Origin of the sequence: Acidovorax temperans (assembly GCF_028596105.1) — a bacterium.
Lineage (GTDB): Bacteria > Pseudomonadota > Gammaproteobacteria > Burkholderiales > Burkholderiaceae_C > Acidovorax > Acidovorax temperans.
On the sequence record NZ_CP117193.1, the window covers coordinates 2392508 to 2417916 of the forward strand.

The window sequence follows — 25409 nt, forward strand, 5'->3', positions numbered from 1 at the left end:
CTTTGTGCATTACAGAGCATCGAGCGGGCTGAGCACCCCGCGCCCGCCCTTGCTCAGCACATGCGTATAAATCATGGTGGTGCTCACATCCGCATGGCCGAGCAACTCTTGCACCGTGCGAATGTCATAGCCCGCTTGCAGCAGATGCGTTGCAAACGAGTGGCGTAGCACATGCGGACTCACCGGCTTGTCGATCTGCGCCAACTGGGCCGCCTCGCGTACCGCGCGCTGCACCGACTCAGGGTACACATGGTGGCGCCGCTCCAGCAAGGCACCCGACGCCGCGTCGGGGCGCGGATCCACTGAGCGCACAGGCGACGGAAACACCCATTGCCAGGCCCAGCTGCGGTCCGCCTGGGCGTACTTCACCGCCAACGCGTGCGGCAAATGCACACGGCCAAATCCCGCCGCCAAATCCTTCTCGTGCAACGCCCGCGCCTTCTGCAATTGCTGCTGCAAAGGGCCGATCAGGTTTTCGGGCAACACGGTGATGCGGTCTTTATTACCTTTGCCTTCGCGAATCACAATCTCGCGCCGGGCAAACTCCACATCCTTGACGCGCAGGCGCAGCGCCTCCAGCAAACGCATACCCGTGCCATACAGCAACTGCGCAATCAGCCCGGTGGTGCCCTGCGTGTGCAGCAGCAAAGTGCGCACCTCGGCGGCCGTCAACACCACCGGCAGACGCCTGGGCGTTTTGGCTTGCACCACATCGTCCAGCCAAGGCAAATCCACACCCAGCACCTGCTTGTACAAATACAAAATTGCGGCTTTCGCCTGATTCTGGGGGCTTTGTTGCATAAATCGGCCATAGGCCAAGGCATCCCCAATCCCAAAAAGATTTACGCAGCAGCGACCGTCTGGGGCGTGCCCAGAGCGGTAAATTGATTGAGGATTGAAGCTCGGATGTGCAGCTCGGTCACCTGGCGCTCAAACGTCCTGGCCATGACCTTCTCGCCCAGGCGCTTGAAGCAATTCATCTTGGTCTCCACCAGTGACCTTCGGTGGTAGCCGCTCCAGCGTTTCCAGATAGCCCGCCCCAACTGCCTACACGCCTTGACCGCTTCATTGCGGTGAGCAAATGCCAGCCCTTTGCGCAGCTTCGCTCCTTTGCGCGGCGGGATGATTGGAATGGCTCCCCGCAGGTAGCACGCCTTATGTACATCCTGCGTGTCGTACGCCCCATCACCGGTAAAGCTAGCTATCTCTTCATTGCTTGGAATTTGACCTAGCAGGTCTGCTGCCATGGGCGAGTCGCCCACTTCATTGGTTGTTACTGCGATGGCCCGAATCTGCAGTGTCTGGGCATCAATACCCAGATGCACCTTGCGCCACTGGCGGCGCCGCTGTGCGCCGTGCTTTTTGGTTTTCCACTCACCTTCGCCCAAGAACTTGATGCCCGTGGAGTCGGCCAGCATGTGCAAGCCTTTGTCACTTGCACGGTAGCGCACCTGCACATCCAAGCTCTTTTGCCTGCGACACACCGTGCTGTAGTCGGGCACTGGCCAATCCAGGCCTGCCATACCCAATAGCGACTCAACCAGGCCCAGTGTCTGGCGCAAGGGCTGGCCAAACAAGCACTTGATGGTCAGGCAAAACTGAATGGCCGCATCTGAGAATTTTTGGCAACGACCACGCTTGCCCGTGGGCTGAGCTAGCCACTGCATATCCCTATCGAGCCAAATGGTCAGCTCACCTCGCGCCTTCAACGCTGCGTTGTAAGCCTTCCAGTTCGTTGTGCGGTACTTAACCCGACCCCAGCTCGTCTCTCTCATCTCCCGAGCCTACATCAGCTGCGACCGGCATTTGTGCAACAACGCCCTTCAAATTGATAACGGCTCCCGAAGGAGCCGTGACTGCGGCAGAATAGTCTTAACCGCGACTACTCACTAGGCGGAGAATATTCTCGAGGCGCATAACCTCATCACCGTGCATCATGATTTTCTGGCCATCTTTGGTTTCCATCACGGTATCCTTCTTCATGCGGACCGAGCGGCCAAATTTATCTTCCATGGCCATCTTTCCGTCTTTGAAGATATAAACCGTCGAGCCATCTTTCAGTTCGATGGATTTCTCAACTTGAGATGCATCAACGGCGTAGGCGGAAAAACCCAGTGAGCTCAGGGCCACGATTGCAAGCATTTTCTTCAACATTTTTAATCTCCTCAAGAAGTTGTACTGCACTGTGAATATTAGGTTGTTGATCCTGACAATTTGCCAACCGATGAGTGACAATTCAGTCACTCATCGGTCAGACTGATCAATTGTATCCGATTGGCTCTCCCCGGTGTTCTTGCTCACGACATCCCCATACGTCACTGGCGGCGTATCCGTTGACGCGATAACCGGTGTTGGCGTTCGAAATCGCCAAGCACGTCCAAATCCTGAAGAGCGATTGGCCTGCAATCGCCCATTCAGTGCATCGATTTATCGATGCACGGTTTACCCGTTAAAACAAATGCCGCACGCCGACCGCAAACACCGATGGATCGGTGCCGAGCGCCGCTGGCGCTAGCTTCGTGCCCGACGATTCCATACCGAATTGGCCGATAGCGTTGTTGCGCAGCGTGGCATACGAGGTATACAGGCTGGTCCGCTTCGACAGCGGATATGCATATGCAACCGCAAAACCCTTGCCCTTGGCGCCGGATTCGATCTTGTTCTGCTGGAGGTTGGCATACAAGCGGCCGCTACCCAAGCCAACCGATGCGCCGAGGTTGAACTGTTCGAACTTGATGTTTGCTCCATCCGGATCGGAGACCAGATAGTTTGCCTTCACGTCAAACGCGCCGAAATTGTAGCCGGCGCCAACTGCGTACTCCTTGTCGTCGCCGGCGGCAACGCGCTTGGACGTCTGGTAGGCGGCGCCCAGGAACAGCTTACCATTTGAGTAGTTGACCCCCAGGCCGAGCAAATCTTTCGACGGTCCCGTGGCTTGTTCGCCCAGGGCATACGCGAGGCTGCCCACCAAGCCGTTGAACGACGGCGTTTTGTAATTGATCGAATTGTCTAAACGGCGTGTCAAACGATTACGGGCGCTACCGAATGCACTCAGGGAGCCACCAGCAAAGCTCAGTTCCATAATGTCGGAAGGGCTAGCCAGGCTATCGATCGGCGAGTACTCGCGGCCCAGCGTCACTGTGCCGAAGCCGCCTTTGAGACCGACGATCGCACGGCGATTAAAAAAAGTAGACGTGCTAGAGCTTTGTCCGGTAGTGAGATCGATGCCGGACTCAAGATTGAAAAGGGCATTCAGGCCGCCTCCCAGATCTTCGGTACCGCGAAAGCCCAGACGGCTGGCGGACCGACCGCCGTTGTTGAGTTTCACGACCTTGTTGCTGCCGTCATTCTCGGCCGCTACGGCGGCATCAGCGATGCCATAGATCGTGACGCTGGATTGCGCGACAGCCGCGAACGGAATTGATGCGAGCAGTGCCGCAGCCACAAATTTATATTGCATTTAAATCTCCGGGAAGTCAGTAGGAAAAAATTTTCAACATTGATGCTGTATTCACATCGGCACCGATGGTATCAATCCTATATTACAGTTGCGTGATATGGCTTTGTTGCATAAATCGGCCATAGGCCAAGGCATCCCCAATCCCAAAAAGATTTACGCAGCAGCGACCGTCTGGGGCGTGCCCAGATCGGTAAATTGATTGAGGATTGAAGCTCGGATGTGCAGCTCGGTCACCTGGCGCTCAAACGTCCTGGCCATGACCTTCTCGCCCAGGCGCTTGAAGCAATTCATCTTGGTCTCCACCAGTGACCTTCGGTGGTAGCCGCTCCAGCGTTTCCAGATAGCCCGCCCCAACTGCCTACACGCCTTGACCGCTTCATTGCGGTGAGCAAATGCCAGCCCTTTGCGCAGCTTCGCTCCTTTGCGCGGCGGGATGATTGGAATGGCTCCCCGCAGGTAGCACGCCTTATGTACATCCTGCGTGTCGTACGCCCCATCACCGGTAAAGCTAGCTATCTCTTCATTGCTTGGAATTTGACCTAGCAGGTCTGCTGCCATGGGCGAGTCGCCCACTTCATTGGTTGTTACTGCGATGGCCCGAATCTGCAGTGTCTGGGCATCAATACCCAGATGCACCTTGCGCCACTGGCGGCGCCGCTGTGCGCCGTGCTTTTTGGTTTTCCACTCACCTTCGCCCAAGAACTTGATGCCCGTGGAGTCGGCCAGCATGTGCAAGCCTTTGTCACTTGCACGGTAGCGCACCTGCACATCCAAGCTCTTTTGCCTGCGACACACCGTGCTGTAGTCGGGCACTGGCCAATCCAGGCCTGCCATACCCAATAGCGACTCAACCAGGCCCAGTGTCTGGCGCAAGGGCTGGCCAAACAAGCACTTGATGGTCAGGCAAAACTGAATGGCCGCATCTGAGAATTTTTGGCAACGACCACGCTTGCCCGTGGGCTGAGCTAGCCACTGCATATCCCTATCGAGCCAAATGGTCAGCTCACCTCGCGCCTTCAACGCTGCGTTGTAAGCCTTCCAGTTCGTTGTGCGGTACTTAACCCGACCCCAGCTCGTCTCTCTCATCTCCCGAGCCTACATCAGCTGCGACCGGCATTTGTGCAACAACGCCCAGTGGACACACAGGGGCTACCGCACGCTATTGCGGTGACCACGGCGCAGGTAACGGACCGCAAAGGAGCCTTGCAGGCACTGCAGCGCTGCAAACCTTCTTTGAGCCGGGTGCAAGCTCTTTTGTGTGACAGCGGCTATGTGGGCCGGCCGTTTGCCCAGGGCGTCCAAGACATTCTGGGCGGACACGTCGCGGTACAGATCGCCAAGCGCAGTGAACTGCATACGTTCAAGGTGATGCCCAAGCGTTGGGTGGTGGAGCGCAGCTTTGCCTGGTTGGAGAAGAACAGGCGGTTGTGGAAGAACTGCGAGAGGTTGCTGAACACCAGCTTGCAGTTCGTCCATCTGGCATTCTTGGCTCTGCTGCTCAAAAGATCTTGAACCAATGGGATGGACGCCCCCACCCTAAACGGCATCGAAAGTGCCACAGTGGAGATGTCAGTTTTTCCACCTCAACGAGCAGGAGCGTCCACCATGAAGATTACAACCATTGGCATCGATTTGGCCAAGAATGTGTTCCAGGTCCACGGCGTGGATGAGCACGGCAAAGCCGTGTTCAACAAGCCGCTCAAGCGCGAACAGATGGCTGCCTTCTTCGTGAACCTGCCGCCCTGCCTGATTGGCATGGAAGCCTGCGGCAGCGCCCACCACTGGGCGCGCAAGCTTCAGGGCATGGGCCACACCGTGCGCCTGATGGCACCCCAGTTCGTCAAGCCCTACGTCAAGACCAACAAGAACGATGCAGCCGATGCGGCTGCCATCTGCGAAGCCGTCACCCGCCCGAGCATGCGCTTCGTACCGATCAAGAACGTGGAGCAGCAAGGCGTGCTGGCCCTGCACCGGGTGCGCCAGGGCTTTGTCAAGGCCCGCACTGCACAGGCCAACCAGATCCGGGGCCTGCTGGCCGAGTTTGGGGTGATCGTTCCCCAAGGCATAGGCCACATTACCCAACGGGTGCCAATGCTCATTGAGGATGCAGCCAACGAGTTGCCCGGCGTGTTTAGACTGTTGATACAACGTCTGCTCGAGCACCTCAAGGAGCTTGACTGCCAGGTGCAGGAGCTGGAGGCACAAATCGTGGCCTGGCACCGCCAAAGCGACTTGAGTCGCAAACTCGGGCAGATCCCCGGCATTGGCCCCATCACGGCCTGCGCATTGGTGGCATCTCTGGGGGATGCAAAGAACTTCAAGGATGGCAGGCAGGTGGCAGCCTGGCTAGGGCTGGTGCCACGCCAACACTCCAGCGGGGGCAAACAAAACCTGCTGGGTATCAGCAAACGGGGCGACACGTATTTGCGCACCTTGCTGATTCACGGAGCGCGCTCGGTGATCTATCACGCCCAGAAAAAAGACCAGCACCAAGGCCAGGGCAGCGCGCAGTGTGGCTGGCTCAATGGTGTGCTGCAGCGGCGCAACAAGAACGTAGCGGCGGTGGCGCTGGCCAACAAGAATGCCCGCATCGTGTGGGCGTTGCTCGCGCATGACAGGAGCTACGAGCCGGGCTACGTACGAGAGTCGGTCTGAGCAACTAGCGCCGGCACGACAAGAACGAGGAGCGGGAGAAAACCAACCGATTGCTCAAGCAATCATGAAGTGATGGCAAGACAGGTCAGACCGTGGTGGATGAAATCCGATAAGAACGTGGCACTTGGAGTGCGTTGAACCGATAGGACCTCCACCAGCGATTCCCATCAGGGACCGTGGCTCGCGCCACAACAAGTCCGGATATACGGGTGCAATCTTTACCTTCTTGGCAGCAGTGAGTGAGGGCTTGGCTTATTCGGGGCGTCCATATAAGGTTCTTAGGCCCATCCCTTTCAAGGTCTTGTCCCCGCAGCCTGTTTGAGGACACGAGCGGTGGACAGCTGCTTGCGAGCCACAGCGCCAGCCACGTATCCCCCAGGCTTTTCCTTCTTGGGGCCGCGCTTGGCCGTGGCAACACTGCGCGGGTTGACCGTCCTTGCCAAGCGCAGCAGATGCTGCGCAACCTCCCCGCCTGACGCCTCGCACCACGATTGCCACACCTCAGATGGCAGCGCGATGAGCATGCCCTGGTAGTCGCTGGCCACATGCACGCCCAGGTGATAGGTCGAGACATCCAGACCAGGCGCTCGCTCGCAGTGCGCCTGCTCCACGCAGCGCTTGAGTAGCGCCAACACGTTGAACGCCAGCACTGCTGCAGCAAACCCCAACAGCGCCGCACGCGGGTGGCCCAAGGTCCGGATCTCGCTGTGCAGCACCGATTCGAGCCGTCCGAACAAGCCCTCGATGCGCCAGCGCTTGCGGTACAACTGCGCAATGGTGGCCGCGTCGATGCTCGCCGGCAGGTTGCTCCACAAGGCAATGCTTTGGTCACCCGCTTCGGTGGGCGCCTGCAACTGGATCTCGATGCGGCGCCAGGACGGCGGGGCGAGCACCGTCTCCTGGGTGGCCGCCAGCTCAATGGCTTGCTCACGCACCTGCCCTGTCTCTGTTGGCACGGCTTCGCTCCAGGGGCCGGTATTGTCCAACTTCGGGTGCCTGGCGTGCTCACGCACGATAAAGCCCGCTTGGCGCTGTTGCCAGCCCTGCAGCAGGGTGCGGGTGCAGAAGTGGCGGTCGGCGATCCACACCTGGCCCTGCTGGGCCTGCTGCAGCAAGGTGGCCGCGCCTACGCGCTCGCTCTCGTGCGCGTCCTCGCAGGCCAGGATGTCCGTGACCAGGGCGCTGTCGGGGTCGTAGACCACCAGCGTGTGGCCCGGCATGGCCGCTCCCCGGTGCGAGCGCAGTGGCGCCAGGCGTTTGTCACTGGCTGGCAAATGGTTGCCATCGAGAATGCGCAGTTGCCAGCCCTGTAGGCTGGGCTGGCTGCCTACCGCAGCAACCACCGGCTGCAGGCGCGCCGCGCTGCCTTGCACCAGTGCCCGCAGCACCTGGGGCTCTGTGCGCTTGACCTTGTCGTACAGCGCCGCCAGCGTGACGGGCAACTGCGCCATCTTCTTGGCCGCCGCGTGCAGCGAGGGGCGCAGCCCCAGGCTCACCAGCATCATCAGCTCCACCACGCTGGAGAACAGCAACTCGCGTGGATATTGGCGTTGGCGGCTGGTCTGGAACACTTCATCCACCCAGCACGCCGGCAAGGCATGCTCCAACGCCACCCGGGTCATCACGCTCACCGGCGCATGGCTCTCAAACCTCTCCAAGACTTCTTTCCACATCCGCAGTTCTCCCTCTGTGGGGCGAAGGTTACTGCTGCGGGAGCAGGGACAACACCTTGAAAGGGATGGTTCTTAGGCCCTTGGGGTTCATTCATGCGCCGAGGTTACCAGTGCAATGGGGCTGGTTTGTGCAACAAAGCCGCCTGGTCTATGAATCGATCAAGGACGGCGCGGGCGAGTCGCCCAAGGCCACTGACACCGTGAAGGTGCATTACAAGGGCATGTTCCTGGATGGCAAGGAGTTCGACAGCTCTTACAAGCGTGGCGAGCCCACCGAATTTCCGCTGAACCGCGTCATTCCTTGCTGGACGGAAGGTGTGCAGCGCATGAAGCCGGGCGGCAAGGCCAAGCTGACCTGCCCTGCCAGCATTGCCTATGGCGAGCGCGGTGCGGGTGGCGTGATTCCGCCCAACACCACTTTGAACTTTGAGGTCGAGTTGATTTCTGTGAAACGCTGAAGCGCCGCAGAACTGGCTTCGCGTGCTTGATGCGAAGCGCTGGGTATCGACATACTGAGCACGAACGGATGTATTGAGTTCAAAGGGCCAGCTCACCAAGCAAAAAGCCTCCCGTCTTTTGGACGGGAGGCTTACTTTTTTATGGCCGTGTGGGCTTTGCAGCTTACACGGTGGTCACAAACTGCTCAGTGGGGCGGCGCACCTTCTTCAAGTCCACCAGCCAGTCGCCTTCATCCGCGCGGTAACCCAGCGGCAGGATGGCCACGCTGCGCAGGCCCTTGGCGCGCAGGCCCAGGATTTCGTCGAGGGCAGCGGGGTCGAAGCCTTCCATGGGGGTGCTGTCCACTTCTTCAAAGGCAGCGGCAATGATGGAAGCGCTCATGCCAATGTAGGCTTGGCGGGCTGCGTGCTGGTGGTTCACTTCGGCGCCGCGCTGGGGGTAGGTGCTCAGCAGCATGTTGCGGTAGTTTTCCCAGCCTTCGTTCTTGAAGCCACGCACCTCGTTGGTGTAGTCAAACATGGCGTTGATGCGCTCGGGCGTGTAGTCGTCCCAGGCGGCAAACACCAGCAGGTGCGAGCCATCGGTGATCTGGCCCTGGTTCCAGGCGATGGGCTTGATGCGTTCGCGCACAGCGGCATCGGTCACCACAAACACCTCAAACGGCTGCAGGCCGCTGGATGTGGGCGCCAGGCGTGCGGCTTCGACAATGCGGTCCACCTTGTCTTGGGGCACCACCTTGGCGGGGTTCATCTTCTTGGTGGCATAGCGCCACTGCAGCTTGTCGAGCAAGGCGTTGTCGGCAGAATGGGTTGTGGTGTTGGACATGGTCTGAATCACTTTCGGAATAAGGCGAACCGTTGGGTTGACAGGGATAAATGTAGTTTTGATTCGTGACATCAAATAGCCCACCACAGGCAACACATTGTTCGCCGCTTGGCAACAATCAAGCCTTTTGAGGCGCGAAACTTGTGCCAACCCATACTGCCCATCGCCTCCATTGCGTTGCGCGCTGCAGATTGGCCCCCGGGGCGCAGGCCCTTACACTGACGCCCTGCGATGGCACTGCCGCACCAGTCTTCGCAGGAGCCCTGCCGCCCTTGCAGGGTTGCCCGCGCCCTTCGCACCACGCCCCATGAGCCAACCGGACCTCTCCTTCTTGTTGAAAGCCGAGCAGCCCACCGCTGCCGCCCCTGAGCCTGAGCAGCCCACGCCAGCGGTGACTGCCGAACCGCCAGAGGGCTCGGTAAGCGCGCTGATTGCAGAGCTGCGCGCCTATCAGGCCGAGCTGGAAAGCCAGAACAAGGTGCTGCGCTACAGCCAGACGGTGGCGGAGAGCGCGTCTGAGCGGTTTGAAACCCTGTTTGCCAGCGTGCCGCTGGCGCTGATGGTGGTGGACGAGTACGACATGGTGGTGCAGGCCAATTCGATGGCGCACCGCTCGTTTCAGCCCACTGAGCGCGACCGCCCCCTCACCGCGCTGATGCCGTTCGTGTCAGACACCGACGCCCCCCGCGTGCAAGAGGCCTTTGCGCAGGCGCGCACCCAGGGGCACAGCGAGGTGACCGAGGTGGTGTTCACCATCGCGCCACACATCCGCATCACCGGCGACCTGCACATTGCCCGCATTGAAGACCACCAGGGCGACGGCCCCGTGCAACTGCAGTTTTTGTGCGCTGTGATCGACCAGGGCCCCCTGCTGGCCGAGCGCCACGCGCTACAGCAAAGCGCGCAAGCGCTGCAACAGCGCAACGAGCAGCTGCACGCCAGCGAGAAGCGGCTGGAAGCCGTCATCAACTCCGCGCTCGACGCCATCATCTGCGTGGACCAGAACGGCCTCATCACCGTGTTCAACCCCACAGCGGCGGCGCTCTTCCAGTGCAGCGCGCAAGATGCACTGGGCAGCCCGCTGGAGCGTTTTTTGCCTGCGGCGGGGCAGGCGCTGGCGTTTGCGCAGCTCACCACCCAGGCCATGCTGGGCGAAATGACGGCCTGCACCGCCAGCGCCAAAGAGTTGGCGGTAGAGGTGAGCGTGTCGTTCGAGCGCCATGCCGAGGGTGAAACCACCACCGTGTTTGCGCGCGATCTCACCGGCCGCAAAAAGGCCGAGGCGCACCGCAGTGAGCTGGAAGCGCAGCTGCGCGAATCGCACAAGATGCAGGCCGTGGGCACCATGGCGGGCGGCATTGCGCACGACTTCAACAACATCCTGGGTGCCATCCTCGGCAACGTGGAACTGGCCAAGGCCGACTGCGCGCCGGGCTCGCCGGTGCTGGAGAGCCTGCTTGAAATCGACAAGGCAGGCCGCCGCGCGCGCGACCTGGTGCGGCAGATTCTTACCTTCAGCCGCAACGAGCCACCACAGCGCACCGCCGTGTCGCTGGCCGAAGTGGTGCACGACACCGAGCGCCTGCTGCGCGTGACCCTGCCCCCCGCCATTGAACTGCACATGCAACTGCAGCCGGGCCTGCCGCCGGTGCTGGCCGATGCCACCCAGGTGGAGCAGGCGGTGCTGAACCTGTGCACCAACGCCATCCATGCGATTCAAGGCCAGGGCAGTGAACGCGGCAGCATTCTGGTGGAAGCCGCGCTGGTGCACCCCGACCAGCGCCTCGGCGAGCGTCTGGGCCTGGCCCCCGGCGACTATGTGGCCCTGACGGTACACGACAGCGGCCCGGGCATGGACGCGGCGACCCTGGAACGCATCTTCGAACCCTTTTTCACCACCAAGCCTGTGGGCCAGGGCACAGGCCTGGGCCTGGCCGTGGTGCATGGGGTGATGCGCACCCACGAAGGCGGCATTGATGTGCAAAGTGTGCCGGGGCAAGGCAGCCGGTTTACGCTGTACTTTCCGGTCGCTACCGCTCAAGCCGCCGCCAGCAGCACGGCGGTGGCCGCCCTGCCCGCAGCACCTGCCCAGGCACCCGCAGCCGCGCCCACTGCCACCCGCCAAAAGCCGCACGTCATGTACGTGGACGACGACCAGGCGCTGGTCTTCCTGGTGCAGCGCCTGCTGCGCCGCAGGGGTTATGACGTGAGCGGTTTCACCGACCCCCATGAGGCCACGGCCGCGCTGCGCGAAGCACCGCACCACTACGACCTGCTGGTGACCGACTACAACATGCCCGGTTTTTGTGGCGTGGATTTGGTGCGCGAGGCGCGCCTGATCCGCCCCGATCTGCCGGTGGCCCTGGCCTCTGGCTACGTCACGGCCGAAATTGAACAGGCCGCCATCGCCGAAGGCGCACGCGCGCTGATTCACAAGCCCAACGATGTGGAAGAGCTGTGCGCCACCGTGCAGCGACTGATTGCCGGGGATGACGTTGCTGGCTGATGTGCAGGCGGTGCATGAAGACGCCGACCTGCTGGTGCTGCAAAAGCCCGCAGGCTTGCTGTGCGTGCCCGGGCGCGGCCCTGACAAGCAAGACTGCCTGAGCGCACGCGCCCAGCAACACTGGCCGGGCGCACTCATCGTGCACCGGCTGGACCAAGCCACCTCAGGCCTGGTGCTGATGGCAAGGCACATCGACGCCCAGCGCCGCCTGAGCCATGCCTTTGCCGAGCGGCAAGTGCACAAGCGCTACCAGGCGGTGGTGTGGGGCCTGCTGGCGGCGCAGGAAGGCGCATGGAACGAGATCAATCTACCCATCGCTGCCGACTGGGAAAGGCGCCCTCTGCGCGTCATCGACCCCGCACACGGCAAGCCCAGCCTGACCCGCTGGCGCCTGCTGGGCCACCACGCGGCCACTGGCACCTCACGCATCGAACTGGAACCCGTCACCGGCCGCACACACCAGCTGCGCGTGCACATGGCAGCCATCGGCCACCCCATCCTGGGGGATGCGCTGTATGCACCCGCAGAGGTGCAGACCCTTGCCCCCCGGCTGCTGCTGCACGCCAGTCACCTGGCCTTTGCGCACCCCAGCACGGGGGATGCGGTGGCGCTGGAGTGGGCCGCTGATTTTTAAGAAAATCGGCCGTTAGCGCACAACCAGCAAGCGCTACCAGCTATACTTTTAATAGCATTCAAAGCCGTGCATTCAGCGCACCGCTGGCAGCGCTGCACGCGTCATGGCCTGCCCCAGCAGCACCCAACCCAGCAACACGGCCGTGACGGGGCTGAGCAAACCCAGCGATGACACCGCCACCGACGGCAACCGTGCAATGCCGCGACACCATAACAACCAGCCCTGGCGGGCGCTATTACACAACCCGGCCGTTTCCAGCAGCTCACTGGTGCAACTCACGCTCCCAAGGCTGGCGCTGATCGACCGTGCGGTGGAAACCCACGTGGCCAACGAACACCGCATTCTTTCGGCCCTGAAGGCGGCCGATCTGGCGGCGCTGGACCACAGGCTGGCGCTGCTGCTGGCGGCGCTGGAGTCCCCAGAGGAGCAGTGATCCTGCGCCCAGCGCAGTAACATGGTGGGATGCCTCAAAACCACCTCACCATCCTCACCGGCGCCTCGCGCGGCATGGGCCTGGCCATGGCCCAGCAGCTGCTCAAAAGCGGCAACACCCTGATCTGCATTGCCCGCAGTGCCAACCCCGACCTGGCCTTGGAAGCCAAGGCCGCTGGCGTCACGCTGGAGCAATGGCAGCAAGACCTGTCGCAAGGCGAGCAGGCGGCGCACCAGCTGCAGGCGTGGCTGAATGCCCAGGGCCCGCAAGCGTTTGCCAGCGCCACACTGATCAACAACGCGGGGGTGATCCCGCGCATTGCGCCGCTGTCTGCCAGCGACGCGGCCGACCTGGCCAACGCGCTGCGCGTGGGGCTGGAGGCGCCGATGCTGCTGACCGCCGCATTTTTGGCGGCCACCGAAAGCTGGACTGTGCCCCGCAAGGTGCTCAACATTTCCTCGGGCCTCGGCCGCCGGGCCATGGCCTCGCAGGCCGCCTACTGCGCTGCCAAGGCGGGCATGGACCATTTCACGCGCTGCGTGGCGCTGGACGAAGCCATCAAGCCCCATGGGGCCAAGGTATGCTCACTGGCTCCCGGTGTGATCGACACCGACATGCAGGTCCAGCTGCGCGGCGCCGACCCGGCCGCCTTCCCGGACCGCCAGAATTTCGCCAACCTCAAGACGGGTGGCCAGCTCACCTCGCCTGCCGACGCCGCTACCCGCGTGCTCGCCTGGCTGGAGCGCGCAGACTTCGGCACCAACCCCGTGGCCGATGTGCGCGATGCCTGAGCATGATTTGCTCATCTTTTCATAGCTGCTAGCGCTTATCCATCAAGCGCTGGCGGCCTATTTGGTTCTAAGTTGATCTGAAAGGACTTTCCCATGACCCGTGAAGTCGTCGTCGTCAGCGCAGTGCGCACGGCCATTGGCACCTTTGGCGGCAGCCTCAAGGATGTGCCCCCCACCGAACTGGGCGCGCTGGTCGTCAAGGAATCGCTGGCACGCGTCAGCGTGGAAGGCAAGGATGTGGGCCATGTGGTGTTCGGCCATGTGGTGAACACCGAACCCAAGGACATGTACCTCTCGCGCGTGGCGGCCATCAACGGCGGCTGCGCCGAAGGCACGCCTGCGTTCAACGTTAACCGCCTGTGCGGCTCGGGCCTGCAGGCCATTGTGTCGGCCGCGCAGGCCATCCAGCTGGGCGATGCCGATGTGACCATTGGCGCAGGTGCCGAGGTGATGAGCCGCGCGCCCTTCGCCAGCCTGAACATGCGCTGGGGCGCCCGCATGGGTGACACCAAGATGGTGGACATGATGATCGGCGCGCTGCACGACCCCTTCCACACCATCCACATGGGCGTAACGGCCGAGAACATCGCCGCCAAGTGGGGCATTACGCGCGAAGACCAGGACAAGCTGGCCGTGGAAAGCCACAACCGCGCCGAGCGCGCCACGCAGGCCGGCTACTTCAAGGACCAGATCGTCCCCGTCACCCTGAAGAGCAAAAAGGGCGATGTGCAATACGCCACCGATGAGCACTTCCGCCCCGGCGCCACCATGGACGACATGGCCAAGCTCAAGCCCGTGTTCGTGAAGGAAAACGGCACGGTGACGGCAGGCAACGCCTCGGGCATCAACGACGCCGCTGCTGCCGTGGTGCTGATGGACGCAGCCGCGGCCAAAGCACGCGGCGCGAAGCCCCTGGCACGCCTGGTGGCCTACGCCCACGCGGGCGTGGACCCCAAGTACATGGGCATTGGCCCCGTGCCTGCCACCCAGCTGGCATTGAAAAAGGCGGGTCTCACCGTCAACGATCTGGATGTGATCGAAGCCAACGAAGCCTTCGCAGCCCAGGCCTGCGCTGTGACCAAAGACCTGGGCCTGGACCCCGCCAAGGTCAACCCCAACGGCTCGGGCATCTCGCTGGGCCACCCCATCGGTGCCACGGGTGCACTCATCACCGTGAAGGCGCTGCACGAACTGCAACGCGTGCAAGGCCGCTACGCGCTGGTGACCATGTGCATTGGCGGCGGCCAGGGCATTGCGGCGATTTTTGAACGCCTGTGATCGCCCCGGCGGCAGCATCGCCCGTGGCGATGCCGCCATCCTGGATCGGCAAGGCCCCACGGGCCGGTGATCAGCGATCATCACATCCCGTGCCGGCACCGTACCCGCACGCCAGGCAGCACATCGCACCGCTGCCTTTCCCCACAATTTCCGAGACATCACCGACCATGATTCGCAAACTGCTTTCCTTCTCCACCCTGGCACTGGCCCTGGGCACCACTGCATACGCCCAGGCCCCCGCTCCAGCGGCCGCCTACCCCACCAAGCCCATCCGCCTGATCGTGCCCTTCCCTCCCGGCGGCGGCACTGACATCCTCTCGCGCCTGGTGGCCACCAAGCTCACCGAAGGCGCCAAGTGGACCGTGGTGGCCGACAACAAGGCGGGCGCTGGCGGCACCATTGGCATTGGTGAAGCCGTGAAGGCTGCCCCCACCGGCTACGACCTGGTGATGGGCCAGAAGGACAACCTCGTCATCGGCCCCTGGCTGTACAAGAACCTGAGCTGGGATCCCACCAAAGACCTGACGCCCGTGGCGCACGTGGCCTACACCCCCGTGGTGATCGCCACCAGCGTCAACAGCAAATACAAGACGCTGGCCGACGTGGTGAATGGCGCCAAGGCAGCGCCCGGCACCATCACCTACGGCTCTCCAGGCAATGGCACCTCCATCCACCTGGCGGGCCACCTGTTTGAACAGGCCGCCGGAGTCAAGCTCAGCCACATCCCCTACAAGGGCTCCAACCCCGCGCTGATGGACGCGCTGGCAGGCAATGTGGACTTGCTCGTGTCTTCGCTGCCGTCGGCCATGGGTCAGATCAAGGCAGGCAAGCTGCGTCCGCTGGCCGTTACCTCTGCCAAGCGCAGCTCTTCGCTGCCCGATGTGCCCACCGTGGCCGAATCGGGCTTCAAGGACTTTGATGTGAGTACCTGGTACGGTGTGTTTGCCCCCGCTGGCACGCCTGCTGCGGTGGTCACCACCGTCAACGCAGAAATCAACAAGCTGCTGGCCACCGCCGACATGAAGGCGGCCATCCAGGCCCAAGGCGCTGAGCCTGAAGCCATGTCGCCCGCACAGCTGGGCACCTTGCTCAAGAAGGAATACACCCAGTGGAAGGGCATCGTCGAGGCCTCTGGCGCGAAGATTGAGTAACCCCCTGAGGCGCTTTGCGCCTTCCCCCTGAAGGGGGACGCACCCGGTGGCCTGGCAGAGCCAGTTCCACGGGTGCATTGGTTGAGGACGCGCTTGCTCTACGGACGGCGCAGTGTCCGAGATATCCAATGAAAAATGGCTCCAATCTGGAGCCATTTTGTTTTTCAGCACATGCTACACACGTGGTGGTGCATGCTCTGCAAGAAGTGATTTGACGGGTCAGTCGCGCACCACCAGCACAGGCACATGCACCAGGCCCAGCACGCGTTGTGTGACGCTGCCCAGCACGAGCTTTTCGAGGCCACGGCGGCCATGGGAGCCCATCACGATCAGGTCAGCGCCAGTGCTTTCCAGCGCGCGCACGATGCCGTCGTGCACTGCGTGGCCTTCGCCCACAACGGTGGTCACAGGCACGCCCGCTTCGGTCATGGCCTTGCGCGCTGCGTCCAGGGCTGTATTGGCTTCCGCCGTGGCGGCGCTCAGGTACTGCGATTGGCCGTAGGCAAAATCAGCGCCCACGCCGGTGAAGGGATAGGGGTCCACCACGTACAGTGCCGTCACGACGCTGCCGAAAGTCTTGGCCAGGGCAGTCGCCTTGGATACGGCGAGCATGGAGGTTTCGGAACCGTCGATGGGAACCAGAATGTGCTTGAACATGGTGTTGCTCCTTAGGTAGTGGAAATCAGGCGGTGGCCCGAATACAAGCCAGAGTGTGACCCCGCACCGCCTTCAGCGACTTGATTCGCATCAAATCTGGGCGGTTCATTGCGTGGCGTTCTGATCAGGCTCGGGTGTTTATAAACCAGAGGCTCACGCCCCCAGCACATCAGCGCCCTGAAAGTTGCCGCGCCGGCAGGTGACGACCAGTGTGTCGCGGTAACCACCCTCGGCCACAGGCTGGATTGGCGTGGTTTCGTGGATCATGCGCGCGTCATCCAGCAGCAGCAAGGACCAGGGCTCGGTCAGGGTAAATCGCACGCCGCTGGGGCCGTCGGCCTCAAAAACACGGGTTTCACCGCCTTTGACAGCGTGGCGCCCCACTAGGAACACGGCCACCAGATCCACGCCATCGCGGTGCGCGCCCTCCGGCGTCGGGCGGCCAATGCCGTCCCTGGTGTCGATGCGGAACTGGTGCGCTTCCAGGTACCAGGGCTCAGCACCTGCGGCATGGGCAAAGACTTCGCCAGACACACCCGCCAAAGAGCGCAGCAGCTGGTTCCACACGGGGGTTGTCACTGTCGCATCCTGCATGGGGGCGAACAAGCGCTGCATGCCGCCGTGCAAGGCGTTGTACTCCACCGGCTGCCAGTGGGGCCGATGCGGCACCTGTTGCACCTCCGCGCCCGTCACCACAAAGCACGAGTGGCGCCTGCGCCGGTAGCGCCCGCCGTCTTTCAGGAATTCATCGGGCGGCAAGCCACTCCAGTCGGCATTCAGCGCCATCAAGGCTTGCAAGTCGCATCCAGCCCAGGCGGCCACATCGGCGGGGGCCAGCACCGCGTAACCGGCACTGCGCAGTTGCTCAGACACCTGGGAAGGACGAACAAAAGGCGGTGAAAAAGTGATTTGGCTCATAGAGCTGCCGAGCTTAACCGCAGCGCGGGCCTGCCAGGGCGAGCTGCAGCGCAAGCCACACCCGGCACAAGGCAGATCAACAAAAAAGCCGCTTGCCCCGTGCAGGGAAGCGGCTTTGTTGACGAACACGGCTCAGCGCCGTGCCAGGGGCAAACGCCGTGGTTACACGCGCTCTGCCACCCAGGCCTGCACCGACGCCAGTGCGGCAGGAACCTTGCTGGCATCTGTGCCGCCTGCCATGGCCATGTCGGGCTTGCCGCCGCCCTTGCCGCCCACTTGCTGGGCCACAAAGTTCACCAGCTCACCGGCCTTGACCTTGCCCACGCTGTCAGCCGTCACACCAGCGGCCAGCTGCACCTTGTCGCCGTCCACGGCGGCCAGCACGATGGCGGCGGTCTTGAGCTTGTCCTTGAGCTTGTCCATGGTGTCGCGCAGGGTCTTGGCGTCCGCGCCAGGCAGTGCCGCAGCCAGCACCTTCAGGCCCTTCACGTCCACAGCCTGGGTCAGCAACTCGTCGCCCTGGGCAGAAGCCAGCTTGCCCTTGAGGGCTGCCACTTCTTTTTCGAGCGCGCGGGCGTTTTCCAGAGCCTGGGCGATGCGGGCATTCAGCTCGGCCACGGGGGACTTGAGCGCGCCAGCAGCCTGGTTCACGGTGTCTTCCAGGCTTTGCAGGTAGGCCAGCGCGTTGGCACCCGTCACGGCCTCAATACGGCGCACACCAGCGGCCACGCCGCCTTCGGCCACCACCTTGAACAGGCCGATATCGCCCGTGCGCTGCACGTGGGTGCCGCCGCACAGCTCGCGGCTGGTACCGATGTCGAGCACGCGCACGGTCTCGCCGTACTTTTCGCCAAACAGCATCATGGCGCCGGTCTTCTGGGCGGATTCAATGTCCATCACACGCGCATCGGTAGCGGTGTTGGCCAGAATTTCTTCGTTCACGCGGCGTTCAATCTCGCGGATCTCGGCGTCGGTGAGGGGAGCGTTGTGCGCAAAGTCAAAGCGGGTGCGGTCGGCATTCACCAGGCTGCCCTTTTGCTGCACATGGCTGCCCAGCACTTCGCGCAGGGCCTTGTGCATGATGTGCGTGACCGAGTGGTTGCGCATGGTGGCAGCACGCACTGCGGTGTTGACCTGGGCCTGCACGGTGTCGCCCACGTTCAGGGTGCCTTCTTCCAGCGTGCCGTGGTGGCCGAACACATCGGCCTTGATCTTGAGGGTGTCGCGCACCGCAAAACGTGCCGAGCCGCTGGTGATCACGCCTTCGTCGCCCACCTGGCCGCCGCTTTCTGCGTAGAACGGAGTCGTGTCCAGCACCACCACGCCGTTTTGACCGGCCTTCAGGGCTGCAGCGCTTGTCCCGTCTACGTAGATCGCTACGATTTTTGCAGTTTCTGCAAGATGCTCATAACCGGTGAACTGGTTGGCAGCGCCGGTGTATTCCAGCGCCTTGTCCATCTTGAACTTGCCGGCAGCGCGGGCCTGGGCCTTCTGCTTTTCCATGGCGGTCTTGAAGCCAGCCTCGTCCACTTCCACGTCGCGCTCGCGGCACACGTCGTTGGTCAAATCGAGCGGGAAGCCATAGGTGTCGTGCAGCTTGAAGGCCACTTCGCCGGGCAGCACCTTGGCACCGCCGTCCAGCGCAGCGTCCAGAATTTCCATGCCGTTGGCCAGCGTTTCAAAGAAGCGCTCTTCCTCAGTCTTGAGCACGTCGGTGATGCGCTGCTCTTGCTCGCGGATAGCGGGATAGGCGTCGCCCATCAGGCGCACCAGGTCGGCCACCAGCTTGTGGAAGAACGGTGTCTTCTTGCCCAGCTTGTAGCCGTGGCGGATAGCGCGACGCACGATGCGGCGCTGCACGTAGCCGCGGCCTTCGTTGCTGGGGATCACGCCGTCGCTCACCAGGAAGGCGGTAGCGCGGATGTGGTCAGCAATCACGCGTAGGCTCTTGTTGTCCAGGTCGGTCACGCCGGTCTCGCGGCCTGCGGCCTTGATGAGCTGGTCGAAGATGTCGATTTCGTAGTTGCTGTGCACATGCTGCAAGATGGCAGCCAGGCGCTCCAGGCCCATGCCGGTGTCCACGCAGGGCGCAGGCAGCGGCACCACAGAGCCGTCTTCCTTCATGTCGAACTGCATGAACACGTTGTTCCAGATCTCGATGAAGCGGTCGCCGTCTTCTTCAGGGCTGCCCGGAGGGCCGCCAGGAATTTCGGGGCCATGGTCGTAAAAGATCTCGGAGCAAGGGCCGCAGGGGCCGGTGTCCGCCATCATCCAGAAGTTGTCGGACTTGTAGCGGCCGCCCTTGTTGTCGCCAATGCGGATCACGCGCTCGGGCGGCAGGCCGATTTCCTTGGTCCAGATGTCATAGGCCTCGTCGTCTTCCTGGTACACCGTGGCCAGCAGGCGCTCGGGTGGCAGCTTGTAGACCTCGGTCAGCAGTTCCCAGGCCCACTTCAGCGATTCGCGCTTGAAGTAGTCGCCGAACGACCAGTTGCCCAGCATTTCAAAGAAGGTGTGGTGGCGCGCGGTGTAGCCCACGTTTTCCAGGTCGTTGTGCTTGCCGCCCGCACGCAGGCAGGCTTGCACCGACACAGCGCGGTTGTAGGAGCGCTTGTCGGTTCCCAGGAACACGTCCTTGAACTGCACCATGCCCGAATTGGTGAACATCAGCGTGGGGTCGTTGCCCGGCACCAGCGACGACGATGCCACGATGGTGTGGCCCTTGGAGGCAAAGAAATCCAGGAAGGTCTTGCGGATATCGGCAACGGTGAATGTGGGGGTCATGGGCTCTTCTTCACGAACAAGAATGCTGCGGCAGGATTGCACTGCAAAAAGCAGGCGAACTGGGCATTTTAGGGGGTTTCAAGCGGATTCTGGCGGCGCACCGCCGCAGTGCCTCACGCCGCCCTGCCTGTAGAAGTTTTCCATGTCCAGCCTCCAGCCATGCGGGGGCGGGCCGACCATCAACGCACGGGTACCGTGGTTACACCGGGGGGGCATTGCTGGTGCTTGCAGCCTGGCCAGACGGATACCGAGCATGGCAAGCCCTGAGCCACAGCATATTCAGAAGAACTTGTCGTGCAGCACAAAGGCGTTCGCGGTGCTACGCTCCTTCATTTAAGCCGCAAAACATCAAACAACGATACGAGACACACATGGACATCCCAAGCACTCCCCTCGCCCTGTTGAAAGACCCCAGCTTGCTCAAGACCGCTGCACTGGTCAACGGCCACTGGCTGGACGGCAGCAGCCGTTTTGACGTGAACGACCCGGCCACCGGCCTGAAGCTGGCCGACGTGGCCAACCTGGGCCCGGCAGACGCCGAAGCCGCCATTGCCGCCGCCAACGCCGCCTGGGGCCCGTGGAAGACCAAGACAGCCAAAGAACGCAGCGCCATTCTGCGCAAGTGGTTCGACCTGCTCATGGCCCACCAGGACGACCTGGCCCGCATCATGACCGCCGAGCAAGGCAAGCCCTTCCCCGAAGCCAAAGGCGAAGTGGCCTACGGGGCCAGCTTTGTCGAGTGGTTTGCCGAAGAAGCCAAGCGGGTCAACGGCGAGACGCTGCCCCAGTTCGACAACAACCGCCGCCTGCTGGTGCTCAAGCAGCCGATTGGCGTGTGCGCCGCCATCACGCCCTGGAACTTCCCGCTGGCCATGATCACCCGCAAGGTCGCGCCCGCGCTGGCCGCAGGCTGCCCCGTGGTCATCAAGCCTGCTGAACTCACACCCCTCACCGCCCTGGCCGCAGGTGAGCTGGCCATCCGTGCGGGCATTCCTGCAGGCGTGCTCAACATCCTCACGGCTGACAGCGCGAACTCCATCGCCATTGGCAAGGTGCTGTGCGCAAGCGACGTGGTGCGCCACATCAGCTTCACCGGCAGCACCGAGGTGGGCCGCATCCTGATGGCGCAGTCGGCCCCCACGGTCAAGAAGATGTCGCTGGAGCTGGGCGGCAACGCGCCGTTCATCGTGTTCGACGATGCCGATGTGGACAGCGCCGTGGAAGGTGCCTTTGCCAGCAAGTACCGCAACGCGGGCCAGACCTGCGTGTGCAGCAACCGCTTTTATGTGCAGGAAGGCGTGTACGACGAGTTCGTGGCCAAGTTTGCCGCCAAGGTGAAGACCGCCAAGGTCGGCAACGGCTTTGAAGACGGCGTGAACCAGGGCCCGCTGATCGAGGAAGCCGCGCTGGAAAAGGTGCAGCGCCACCTGGACGACGCGCTGGCCAAGGGCGGCCAGGTGGTGGCCGGCGGCCAGCGCCTGAAGACCCTGGGCTCAGGCCAGTTCTTCGAGCCCACCGTGGTGGCCAACGCCACGCCCGACATGCTTTGCGCCCGCGAAGAAACCTTTGGCCCCTTCGCGCCGGTCTTCAAATTCAAGACCGAACAGGAAGCGATTGATGCTGCCAACAACACCGAGTTTGGCCTGGCCAGCTACTTCTACAGCCGCGACGTGGGTCGCATCTTCCGCGTGGGCGAAGCGCTGGAGTACGGCATGGTGGGCATCAACGTGGGCATTCTGGCCACCGAACATGTTCCCTTCGGCGGTGTGAAGCAGTCCGGCCTGGGCCGCGAAGGCTCACACCACGGCATGGATGACTACGTGGAAATCAAGTACCTGTGCCTTGGCGACATTCAGAAATGACCACCCCGCGCGGGGCGCGCCAGCGCCCCTGAATCCGCGCAGGGCATGTCTATAATGCGCGGCTGTGCGGGTGTAGTTCAATGGTAGAACGGCAGCTTCCCAAGCTTCATACGAGGGTTCGATTCCCTTCACCCGCTCCACTGCATCATTCCGGGGAATTCTGAGGAAGTCCAATAAGCATCGTAAGTCGTTGATTCAGGCTGAGTTTTCGACACTTCGATGTTCCAGTGGGCTCCACGGAAATCCACCTGAAGCCACGACGTTTATGTCCATTTTTGTGTCCATTTTTGCGGGCACGGCGGCTTCCGGATTGTTGCTAGGGTGCTGAGGTCGATGGGTTAAGCATCTGGTTCCTGACTCATGTTCAGGAGCTAGAGCATGGCACTCTCAGACTTGGTGGTCCGCCAAGCCAAGGCCACCGGCAAGGCTTACACCCTTCCAGACATCGATGGTCTCTCCCTGGCCGTGACGACCACGGGTAGCAAGAGCTGGCACTTCCGTTACTACTGGATGAAGGAGCCCAAGCGCATGTCGCTGGGCACCTATCCCGAGGTGTCCCTTCGTGAGGCACGCGCCCTGCGTGACGAGGCACGCGCCTTGGTGGCCAAGGACATCAACCCGCGTCTTCACCGCAAGCAAAAGCGCGCCGCGGTCAAACTCGCTGGTGAAAACACCTTCGAGGCGATCTACAAGAAGTGGCTTGCACACCGCGAACTCGGCCTCAAGAAGGGCCGGCAGACCACGCTCTCGATCCTCCCTCGCGTCTTCGCCAAGGATGTGCTGCCCTTGCTGGGCAAGCGCTCGATCTACGACATCAAACGCCCTGACTTGCTGGAAGTGATCGCCAGGATTGAGCGGCGCAAGGCGCTCTCCGTCGCCGAGAAAGTCAGGACGTGGTTCAACCAGATGTTCCGCTACGCGCTGGTGGTCGTGCCGGGCTTAGAGCAGAACCCGGCCTCCGACCTCGACGTGGTGGCGCTGCCGCTGCCCCCCGTGAATCACAACCCGTTCCTGCGCATGGCCGAGTTGCCGAAGCTGCTGCAGCGCTTGCGCAAGTATCGTGGCCGGCTGCAGACCCAGCTCGGTCTGCGGTTGCTGCTATTCACCGGCGTGCGCACGGGCGAGCTGCGCCTGGCGACGCCGGATCAGTTCGACCTCGATCGGGGTCTGTGGATCATCCCGCCCGAGGTCGTGAAGCAGCTCCAGGTGGACATGCGCAGGAAGCGCCAGTTGCCCAAGGACATTCCACCCTACATCGTGCCGCTATCGGTGCAAGCCATCGAGATCGTCCGGCACCTACTGGAACAGTTCAAACCGGCCCAGCACTATCTGTTCCGGCACGACAGCGAGTTGAAGAAGCGCATGAGCGAGAACACGCTCAACGGTGCGCTCAAGCGCATGGGCTATCGCGACCTGCTGACCGGGCACGGCATCCGGGGCACGATGTCCACCGCGCTCAACGAGATCGGCTACCCGAAGGTGTGGGTGGATGCGCAGCTCTCGCACGTCGATCCCAACAAGGTCAGCGCCACCTACAACCACGCCGAGTACGTCGAGCAGCGGCGGCGGATGATGCAGGACTGGGCCGACCGGCTCGATCTCTTCGAGCAGAACATGGTCGAAGCAGCGAGCATGCCGCTCACCATTCATCTGGAGGGCGTACCCGTCCTCTCGGACGAGGAAGCCGCGAGCGCGCCACCCAAGGCAGCGGCCACGTCGGCGCCGCTCCTGATCGTGACCAAGCCGGGAGACGCGATGCCACTGGTGTCGGCCGAGACGCATCGGCTGCCCGCAGTGCCGTTGCCGCGCTCCGTCATGGAGGAACCGCTGTCCGACATTCAGCGCCAGCGGATGGAACTGGTCGATGTCTTCGAGGCACCGCACAACCTGCCAGTCGCCGAGTACGCGAAGATGGCGGGCAAGTCCCGCCGGTGGATCAGCTACGAGATCAAGGCCGGCAACCTGCTGGCGCTGAACCTGGGCAACCGTGGTCAGCGCGTGCCGGATTGGCATCTCGATCCGGTCAAGCACGCGCTGATCCAGGCGGTCCTCAAGCTGACCAGGGGCGCCGACCCTTGGCAGATCTACAACGCGCTCCTGCAGCCGCGCGCGATGCTGCGCGGCCGCTCGGCCCTGGAAAGCGTCAGCGCCACGAATCTCGACAAGATCATCATGGCGGTGAGCACGACGGTGAAGGAAAGCGAGTGGTCCCCGCAGCAGGTGGCGTTTGCGTAGCGCGTCAGCGCCCAGCAGTGCGCGCCCCTGTGTCAGGACACAGAGCGCGCGCGCCGAGTGAATCTTTCCTGGGGCTCGGTCAAGGACGAGGACGGGCGAAGCAGGTAGGCCATTACGATGATGGGTGAGCCAGCCAATGGCCGCGCGGCGATGCCGCGACGCAGGTAGCAGGTCAGTCTCGCGGCGGGTGCGACGGCGATACCGTAGCCCGCGGAGACGAGCGTCATCGCCATGTCAAAGGTGCTGACGGTCTGCTCATGGCCCTGCGGTGCATCCTCGACCAGGCCATGCGCCACCGCGCGCCACGGCTCGACGGCCGTTGACTGCGCGCAGATCAACGGCTGCTTGAGCAGTTCTTGGCGAGGCACTTCACGGTAGGACAGCAGGTGCGAGCGCTTGGCGACGGCGACCGCCAGCGTGTCATGCCACAACGGCTCGCACACCCAGCCCGGCCACTCCCAGGCGGCTGTGGACAAGGCCAAGTCAAAGTTATCGTGCGGCAGTTCGTGCGTCTGCGCCGTGGCACTGCATCCGATCAGAGCAGTGGCGGTCTCTGGCTCTTCGGCGCGCTGCAACGCCAGCAAGTCGGCAAGCGGTGAAGGCACCCACTCGCCGAGCACAGCCACCCGGATTTCAGTGGAGGCATCGCTCGATTTCACGTCCAGTTCCCCCAGGCAGTGAACTCGCGGCGACCGATGAAGTCGCTTCTCGTGAGTTAAGTTTAACGTGGTTTATATCGTGTCAATCCTCGACGCTTTTGGCAATGCAAAAGCGTTCGATTCAAAGAGGCCGGCCCACCGGCACAACAACCTACGAAGCGGAACCAGCCATCGCGTTTGGGGCCTCCGTGCGCGAAGAAAGAACCAGTCAAGGCATCGCCCAGGAAACGCTGGCTCATCTGTCAGGAATCGAGCGTTCACACATGGGAAAGATCGAGCGTGGCGAGCATGTCCCCACGCTCCCCCTCATTCTCAAAATCGCCCGTGCGCTGAAATGCAGTTCTGCCCACTTGATGGCGCTGACTGAAGCCAAGCTGGCAGAGACGGCTCCGCCTAAATCAGCGGACTGAAGCCGGCCCGCGCCGTGGC

At 62.4% G+C, this 25409-nt stretch carries 22 protein-coding genes, 1 tRNA gene and 2 pseudogenes; 13 read left to right on the forward strand and 12 right to left on the reverse strand.

Features of this window, described 5'->3' with window-relative positions; all coding sequences use genetic code 11:
- Window positions 1-9 precede the first annotated feature (9 nt).
- The 5 genes from PQV96_RS11270 to PQV96_RS11290 form a co-directional block, all read right to left on the reverse strand.
- Complete coding sequence (locus PQV96_RS11270; RefSeq protein ID WP_273622962.1) at window positions 10-819, reverse strand: integron integrase; 810 nt, start codon at window positions 817-819, stop codon at window positions 10-12.
- Window positions 820-842: 23 nt separating this feature from the next.
- Complete coding sequence (locus tag PQV96_RS11275; protein ID WP_142083902.1) at window positions 843-1775, reverse strand: IS5-like element ISAav2 family transposase; 933 nt, start codon at window positions 1773-1775, stop codon at window positions 843-845.
- Between the two features lie 97 nt (window positions 1776-1872).
- Window positions 1873-2154, reverse strand: a complete 282-nt coding sequence (copK, locus tag PQV96_RS11280) for a periplasmic Cu(I)/Cu(II)-binding protein CopK (RefSeq protein WP_207375698.1) — start codon at window positions 2152-2154, stop codon at window positions 1873-1875.
- 295 nt (window positions 2155-2449) lie between these two features.
- Window positions 2450-3460, reverse strand: a complete 1011-nt coding sequence (locus PQV96_RS11285) for a porin (protein WP_207375697.1) — start codon at window positions 3458-3460, stop codon at window positions 2450-2452.
- 153 nt (window positions 3461-3613) lie between these two features.
- Window positions 3614-4546: an IS5-like element ISAav2 family transposase gene (locus PQV96_RS11290; RefSeq protein WP_142082744.1), complete on the reverse strand. Its 933-nt coding sequence runs from the start codon at window positions 4544-4546 to the stop codon at window positions 3614-3616.
- A 48-nt stretch (window positions 4547-4594) separates the two neighbouring features.
- Here PQV96_RS11290 and PQV96_RS11295 point away from each other — a divergent pair.
- Window positions 4595-4972: pseudogene (locus tag PQV96_RS11295) on the forward strand (IS5 family transposase); the annotation flags it as partial.
- Between the two features lie 93 nt (window positions 4973-5065).
- Window positions 5066-6115 (forward strand): IS110 family RNA-guided transposase, encoded by a 1050-nt coding sequence (locus PQV96_RS11300; RefSeq protein ID WP_027814485.1) that lies wholly within the window; start codon window positions 5066-5068, stop codon window positions 6113-6115.
- Window positions 6116-6408: 293 nt separating this feature from the next.
- On the opposite strand, the gene PQV96_RS11305 is transcribed toward PQV96_RS11300, so the two are convergent.
- Window positions 6409-7737: an IS4 family transposase gene (locus tag PQV96_RS11305; RefSeq protein WP_082758840.1), complete on the reverse strand. Its 1329-nt coding sequence runs from the start codon at window positions 7735-7737 to the stop codon at window positions 6409-6411.
- 116 nt (window positions 7738-7853) lie between these two features.
- Here PQV96_RS11305 and PQV96_RS11310 point away from each other — a divergent pair, with 116 nt between their 5' ends.
- The gene (locus PQV96_RS11310) at window positions 7854-8246 is read left to right on the forward strand and encodes an FKBP-type peptidyl-prolyl cis-trans isomerase (RefSeq protein ID WP_420482207.1); all 393 of its coding nucleotides are present in this window, start codon (window positions 7854-7856) and stop codon (window positions 8244-8246) included.
- A gap of 163 nt (window positions 8247-8409) precedes the next feature.
- Here the strand turns inward: PQV96_RS11310 and PQV96_RS11315 are convergent, their stop codons facing one another.
- Window positions 8410-9072, reverse strand: coding sequence for an NAD(P)H-dependent oxidoreductase (locus tag PQV96_RS11315; RefSeq protein WP_207372967.1), 663 nt, complete (start codon window positions 9070-9072; stop codon window positions 8410-8412).
- 307 nt (window positions 9073-9379) lie between these two features.
- Here PQV96_RS11315 and PQV96_RS11320 point away from each other — a divergent pair, with 307 nt between their 5' ends.
- Entirely contained in the window at window positions 9380-11578 is a 2199-nt protein-coding gene (locus PQV96_RS11320; RefSeq protein ID WP_273622970.1) for a PAS domain-containing hybrid sensor histidine kinase/response regulator, read from the forward strand.
- Entirely contained in the window at window positions 11562-12212 is a 651-nt protein-coding gene (locus tag PQV96_RS11325) for an RluA family pseudouridine synthase (RefSeq protein ID WP_273622971.1), read from the forward strand. The genes PQV96_RS11320 and PQV96_RS11325 overlap by 17 nt, the downstream gene beginning before the upstream one ends.
- Before the next feature lie 72 nt (window positions 12213-12284).
- Here the strand turns inward: PQV96_RS11325 and PQV96_RS11330 are convergent.
- Window positions 12285-12431 (reverse strand): annotated as a pseudogene (locus PQV96_RS11330) (EamA family transporter); the annotation flags it as partial.
- Window positions 12432-12480: 49 nt separating this feature from the next.
- On the opposite strand from PQV96_RS11330, the gene PQV96_RS11335 reads away from it, so the two are divergent.
- From PQV96_RS11335 to PQV96_RS11350, 4 genes are all read left to right on the forward strand, one after another.
- Window positions 12481-12645, forward strand: coding sequence for a hypothetical protein (locus PQV96_RS11335; RefSeq protein WP_233100148.1), 165 nt, complete (start codon window positions 12481-12483; stop codon window positions 12643-12645).
- A 29-nt stretch (window positions 12646-12674) separates the two neighbouring features.
- On the forward strand, window positions 12675-13436 hold the full coding sequence (locus tag PQV96_RS11340) for an SDR family NAD(P)-dependent oxidoreductase (protein ID WP_044398478.1): 762 nt from the start codon (window positions 12675-12677) through the stop codon (window positions 13434-13436).
- A 93-nt stretch (window positions 13437-13529) separates the two neighbouring features.
- The gene (gene bktB, locus PQV96_RS11345) at window positions 13530-14714 is read left to right on the forward strand and encodes a beta-ketothiolase BktB (protein WP_273622973.1); all 1185 of its coding nucleotides are present in this window, start codon (window positions 13530-13532) and stop codon (window positions 14712-14714) included.
- A gap of 167 nt (window positions 14715-14881) precedes the next feature.
- A complete protein-coding gene (locus PQV96_RS11350; RefSeq protein WP_066696044.1) occupies window positions 14882-15865 on the forward strand; it encodes a Bug family tripartite tricarboxylate transporter substrate binding protein in 984 nt (327 codons plus the stop codon).
- Window positions 15866-16084: 219 nt separating this feature from the next.
- Here the strand turns inward: PQV96_RS11350 and PQV96_RS11355 are convergent, their stop codons facing one another.
- From PQV96_RS11355 to alaS, 3 genes are all read right to left on the reverse strand, one after another.
- Window positions 16085-16522, reverse strand: coding sequence for a universal stress protein (locus tag PQV96_RS11355; RefSeq protein WP_044398472.1), 438 nt, complete (start codon window positions 16520-16522; stop codon window positions 16085-16087).
- 153 nt (window positions 16523-16675) lie between these two features.
- Window positions 16676-17440, reverse strand: coding sequence for a 2OG-Fe dioxygenase family protein (locus tag PQV96_RS11360; RefSeq protein ID WP_066696081.1), 765 nt, complete (start codon window positions 17438-17440; stop codon window positions 16676-16678).
- A gap of 162 nt (window positions 17441-17602) precedes the next feature.
- The gene (gene alaS / locus PQV96_RS11365; protein WP_198846440.1) at window positions 17603-20224 is read right to left on the reverse strand and encodes an alanine--tRNA ligase; all 2622 of its coding nucleotides are present in this window, start codon (window positions 20222-20224) and stop codon (window positions 17603-17605) included.
- A 371-nt stretch (window positions 20225-20595) separates the two neighbouring features.
- Between alaS and PQV96_RS11370 the strand changes: the two genes are divergently transcribed.
- The 3 genes from PQV96_RS11370 (at window position 20596) to PQV96_RS11380 (ending at window position 24321) form a co-directional block, all read left to right on the forward strand.
- The gene (locus PQV96_RS11370; RefSeq protein WP_273622976.1) at window positions 20596-22086 is read left to right on the forward strand and encodes an NAD-dependent succinate-semialdehyde dehydrogenase; all 1491 of its coding nucleotides are present in this window, start codon (window positions 20596-20598) and stop codon (window positions 22084-22086) included.
- A gap of 66 nt (window positions 22087-22152) precedes the next feature.
- Window positions 22153-22226, forward strand: a tRNA-Gly gene (locus PQV96_RS11375).
- A gap of 238 nt (window positions 22227-22464) precedes the next feature.
- Window positions 22465-24321 (forward strand): tyrosine-type recombinase/integrase, encoded by a 1857-nt coding sequence (locus PQV96_RS11380; RefSeq protein ID WP_012761443.1) that lies wholly within the window; start codon window positions 22465-22467, stop codon window positions 24319-24321.
- Window positions 24322-24353: 32 nt separating this feature from the next.
- Here PQV96_RS11380 and PQV96_RS11385 read toward each other — a convergent pair whose 3' ends face one another.
- Window positions 24354-24980, reverse strand: a complete 627-nt coding sequence (locus PQV96_RS11385) for a LysR substrate-binding domain-containing protein (protein WP_012761442.1) — start codon at window positions 24978-24980, stop codon at window positions 24354-24356.
- A gap of 104 nt (window positions 24981-25084) precedes the next feature.
- On the opposite strand from PQV96_RS11385, the gene PQV96_RS11390 reads away from it, so the two are divergent.
- On the forward strand, window positions 25085-25390 hold the full coding sequence (locus PQV96_RS11390) for a helix-turn-helix domain-containing protein (RefSeq protein ID WP_003454714.1): 306 nt from the start codon (window positions 25085-25087) through the stop codon (window positions 25388-25390).
- The last annotated feature ends 19 nt before the right edge of the window (window positions 25391-25409 follow it).

Coding starts and splice junctions, on each gene's coding strand:
- copK (WP_207375698.1), bottom strand. CDS start 2,154: ATGTTGAAGAAAATGCTTGCAATCGTGGCCCTGAGCTCACTGGGTTTT.
- PQV96_RS11325 (WP_273622971.1), top strand. CDS start 11,562: ATGACGTTGCTGGCTGATGTGCAGGCGGTGCATGAAGACGCCGACCTG.
- alaS (WP_198846440.1), bottom strand. CDS start 20,224: ATGACCCCCACATTCACCGTTGCCGATATCCGCAAGACCTTCCTGGAT.
- PQV96_RS11380 (WP_012761443.1), top strand. CDS start 22,465: ATGGCACTCTCAGACTTGGTGGTCCGCCAAGCCAAGGCCACCGGCAAG.
- PQV96_RS11275 (WP_142083902.1), bottom strand. CDS start 1,775: ATGAGAGAGACGAGCTGGGGTCGGGTTAAGTACCGCACAACGAACTGG.
- PQV96_RS11290 (WP_142082744.1), bottom strand. CDS start 4,546: ATGAGAGAGACGAGCTGGGGTCGGGTTAAGTACCGCACAACGAACTGG.
- PQV96_RS11320 (WP_273622970.1), top strand. CDS start 9,380: ATGAGCCAACCGGACCTCTCCTTCTTGTTGAAAGCCGAGCAGCCCACC.
- PQV96_RS11350 (WP_066696044.1), top strand. CDS start 14,882: ATGATTCGCAAACTGCTTTCCTTCTCCACCCTGGCACTGGCCCTGGGC.
- PQV96_RS11285 (WP_207375697.1), bottom strand. CDS start 3,460: ATGCAATATAAATTTGTGGCTGCGGCACTGCTCGCATCAATTCCGTTC.
- PQV96_RS11305 (WP_082758840.1), bottom strand. CDS start 7,737: ATGACCCGGGTGGCGTTGGAGCATGCCTTGCCGGCGTGCTGGGTGGAT.
- PQV96_RS11355 (WP_044398472.1), bottom strand. CDS start 16,522: ATGTTCAAGCACATTCTGGTTCCCATCGACGGTTCCGAAACCTCCATG.
- PQV96_RS11310 (WP_420482207.1), top strand. CDS start 7,854: ATGGTTCTTAGGCCCTTGGGGTTCATTCATGCGCCGAGGTTACCAGTG.
- PQV96_RS11360 (WP_066696081.1), bottom strand. CDS start 17,440: ATGAGCCAAATCACTTTTTCACCGCCTTTTGTTCGTCCTTCCCAGGTG.
- PQV96_RS11390 (WP_003454714.1), top strand. CDS start 25,085: ATGCAAAAGCGTTCGATTCAAAGAGGCCGGCCCACCGGCACAACAACC.
- PQV96_RS11340 (WP_044398478.1), top strand. CDS start 12,675: ATGCCTCAAAACCACCTCACCATCCTCACCGGCGCCTCGCGCGGCATG.
- bktB (WP_273622973.1), top strand. CDS start 13,530: ATGACCCGTGAAGTCGTCGTCGTCAGCGCAGTGCGCACGGCCATTGGC.
- PQV96_RS11300 (WP_027814485.1), top strand. CDS start 5,066: ATGAAGATTACAACCATTGGCATCGATTTGGCCAAGAATGTGTTCCAG.
- PQV96_RS11370 (WP_273622976.1), top strand. CDS start 20,596: ATGGACATCCCAAGCACTCCCCTCGCCCTGTTGAAAGACCCCAGCTTG.
- PQV96_RS11315 (WP_207372967.1), bottom strand. CDS start 9,072: ATGTCCAACACCACAACCCATTCTGCCGACAACGCCTTGCTCGACAAG.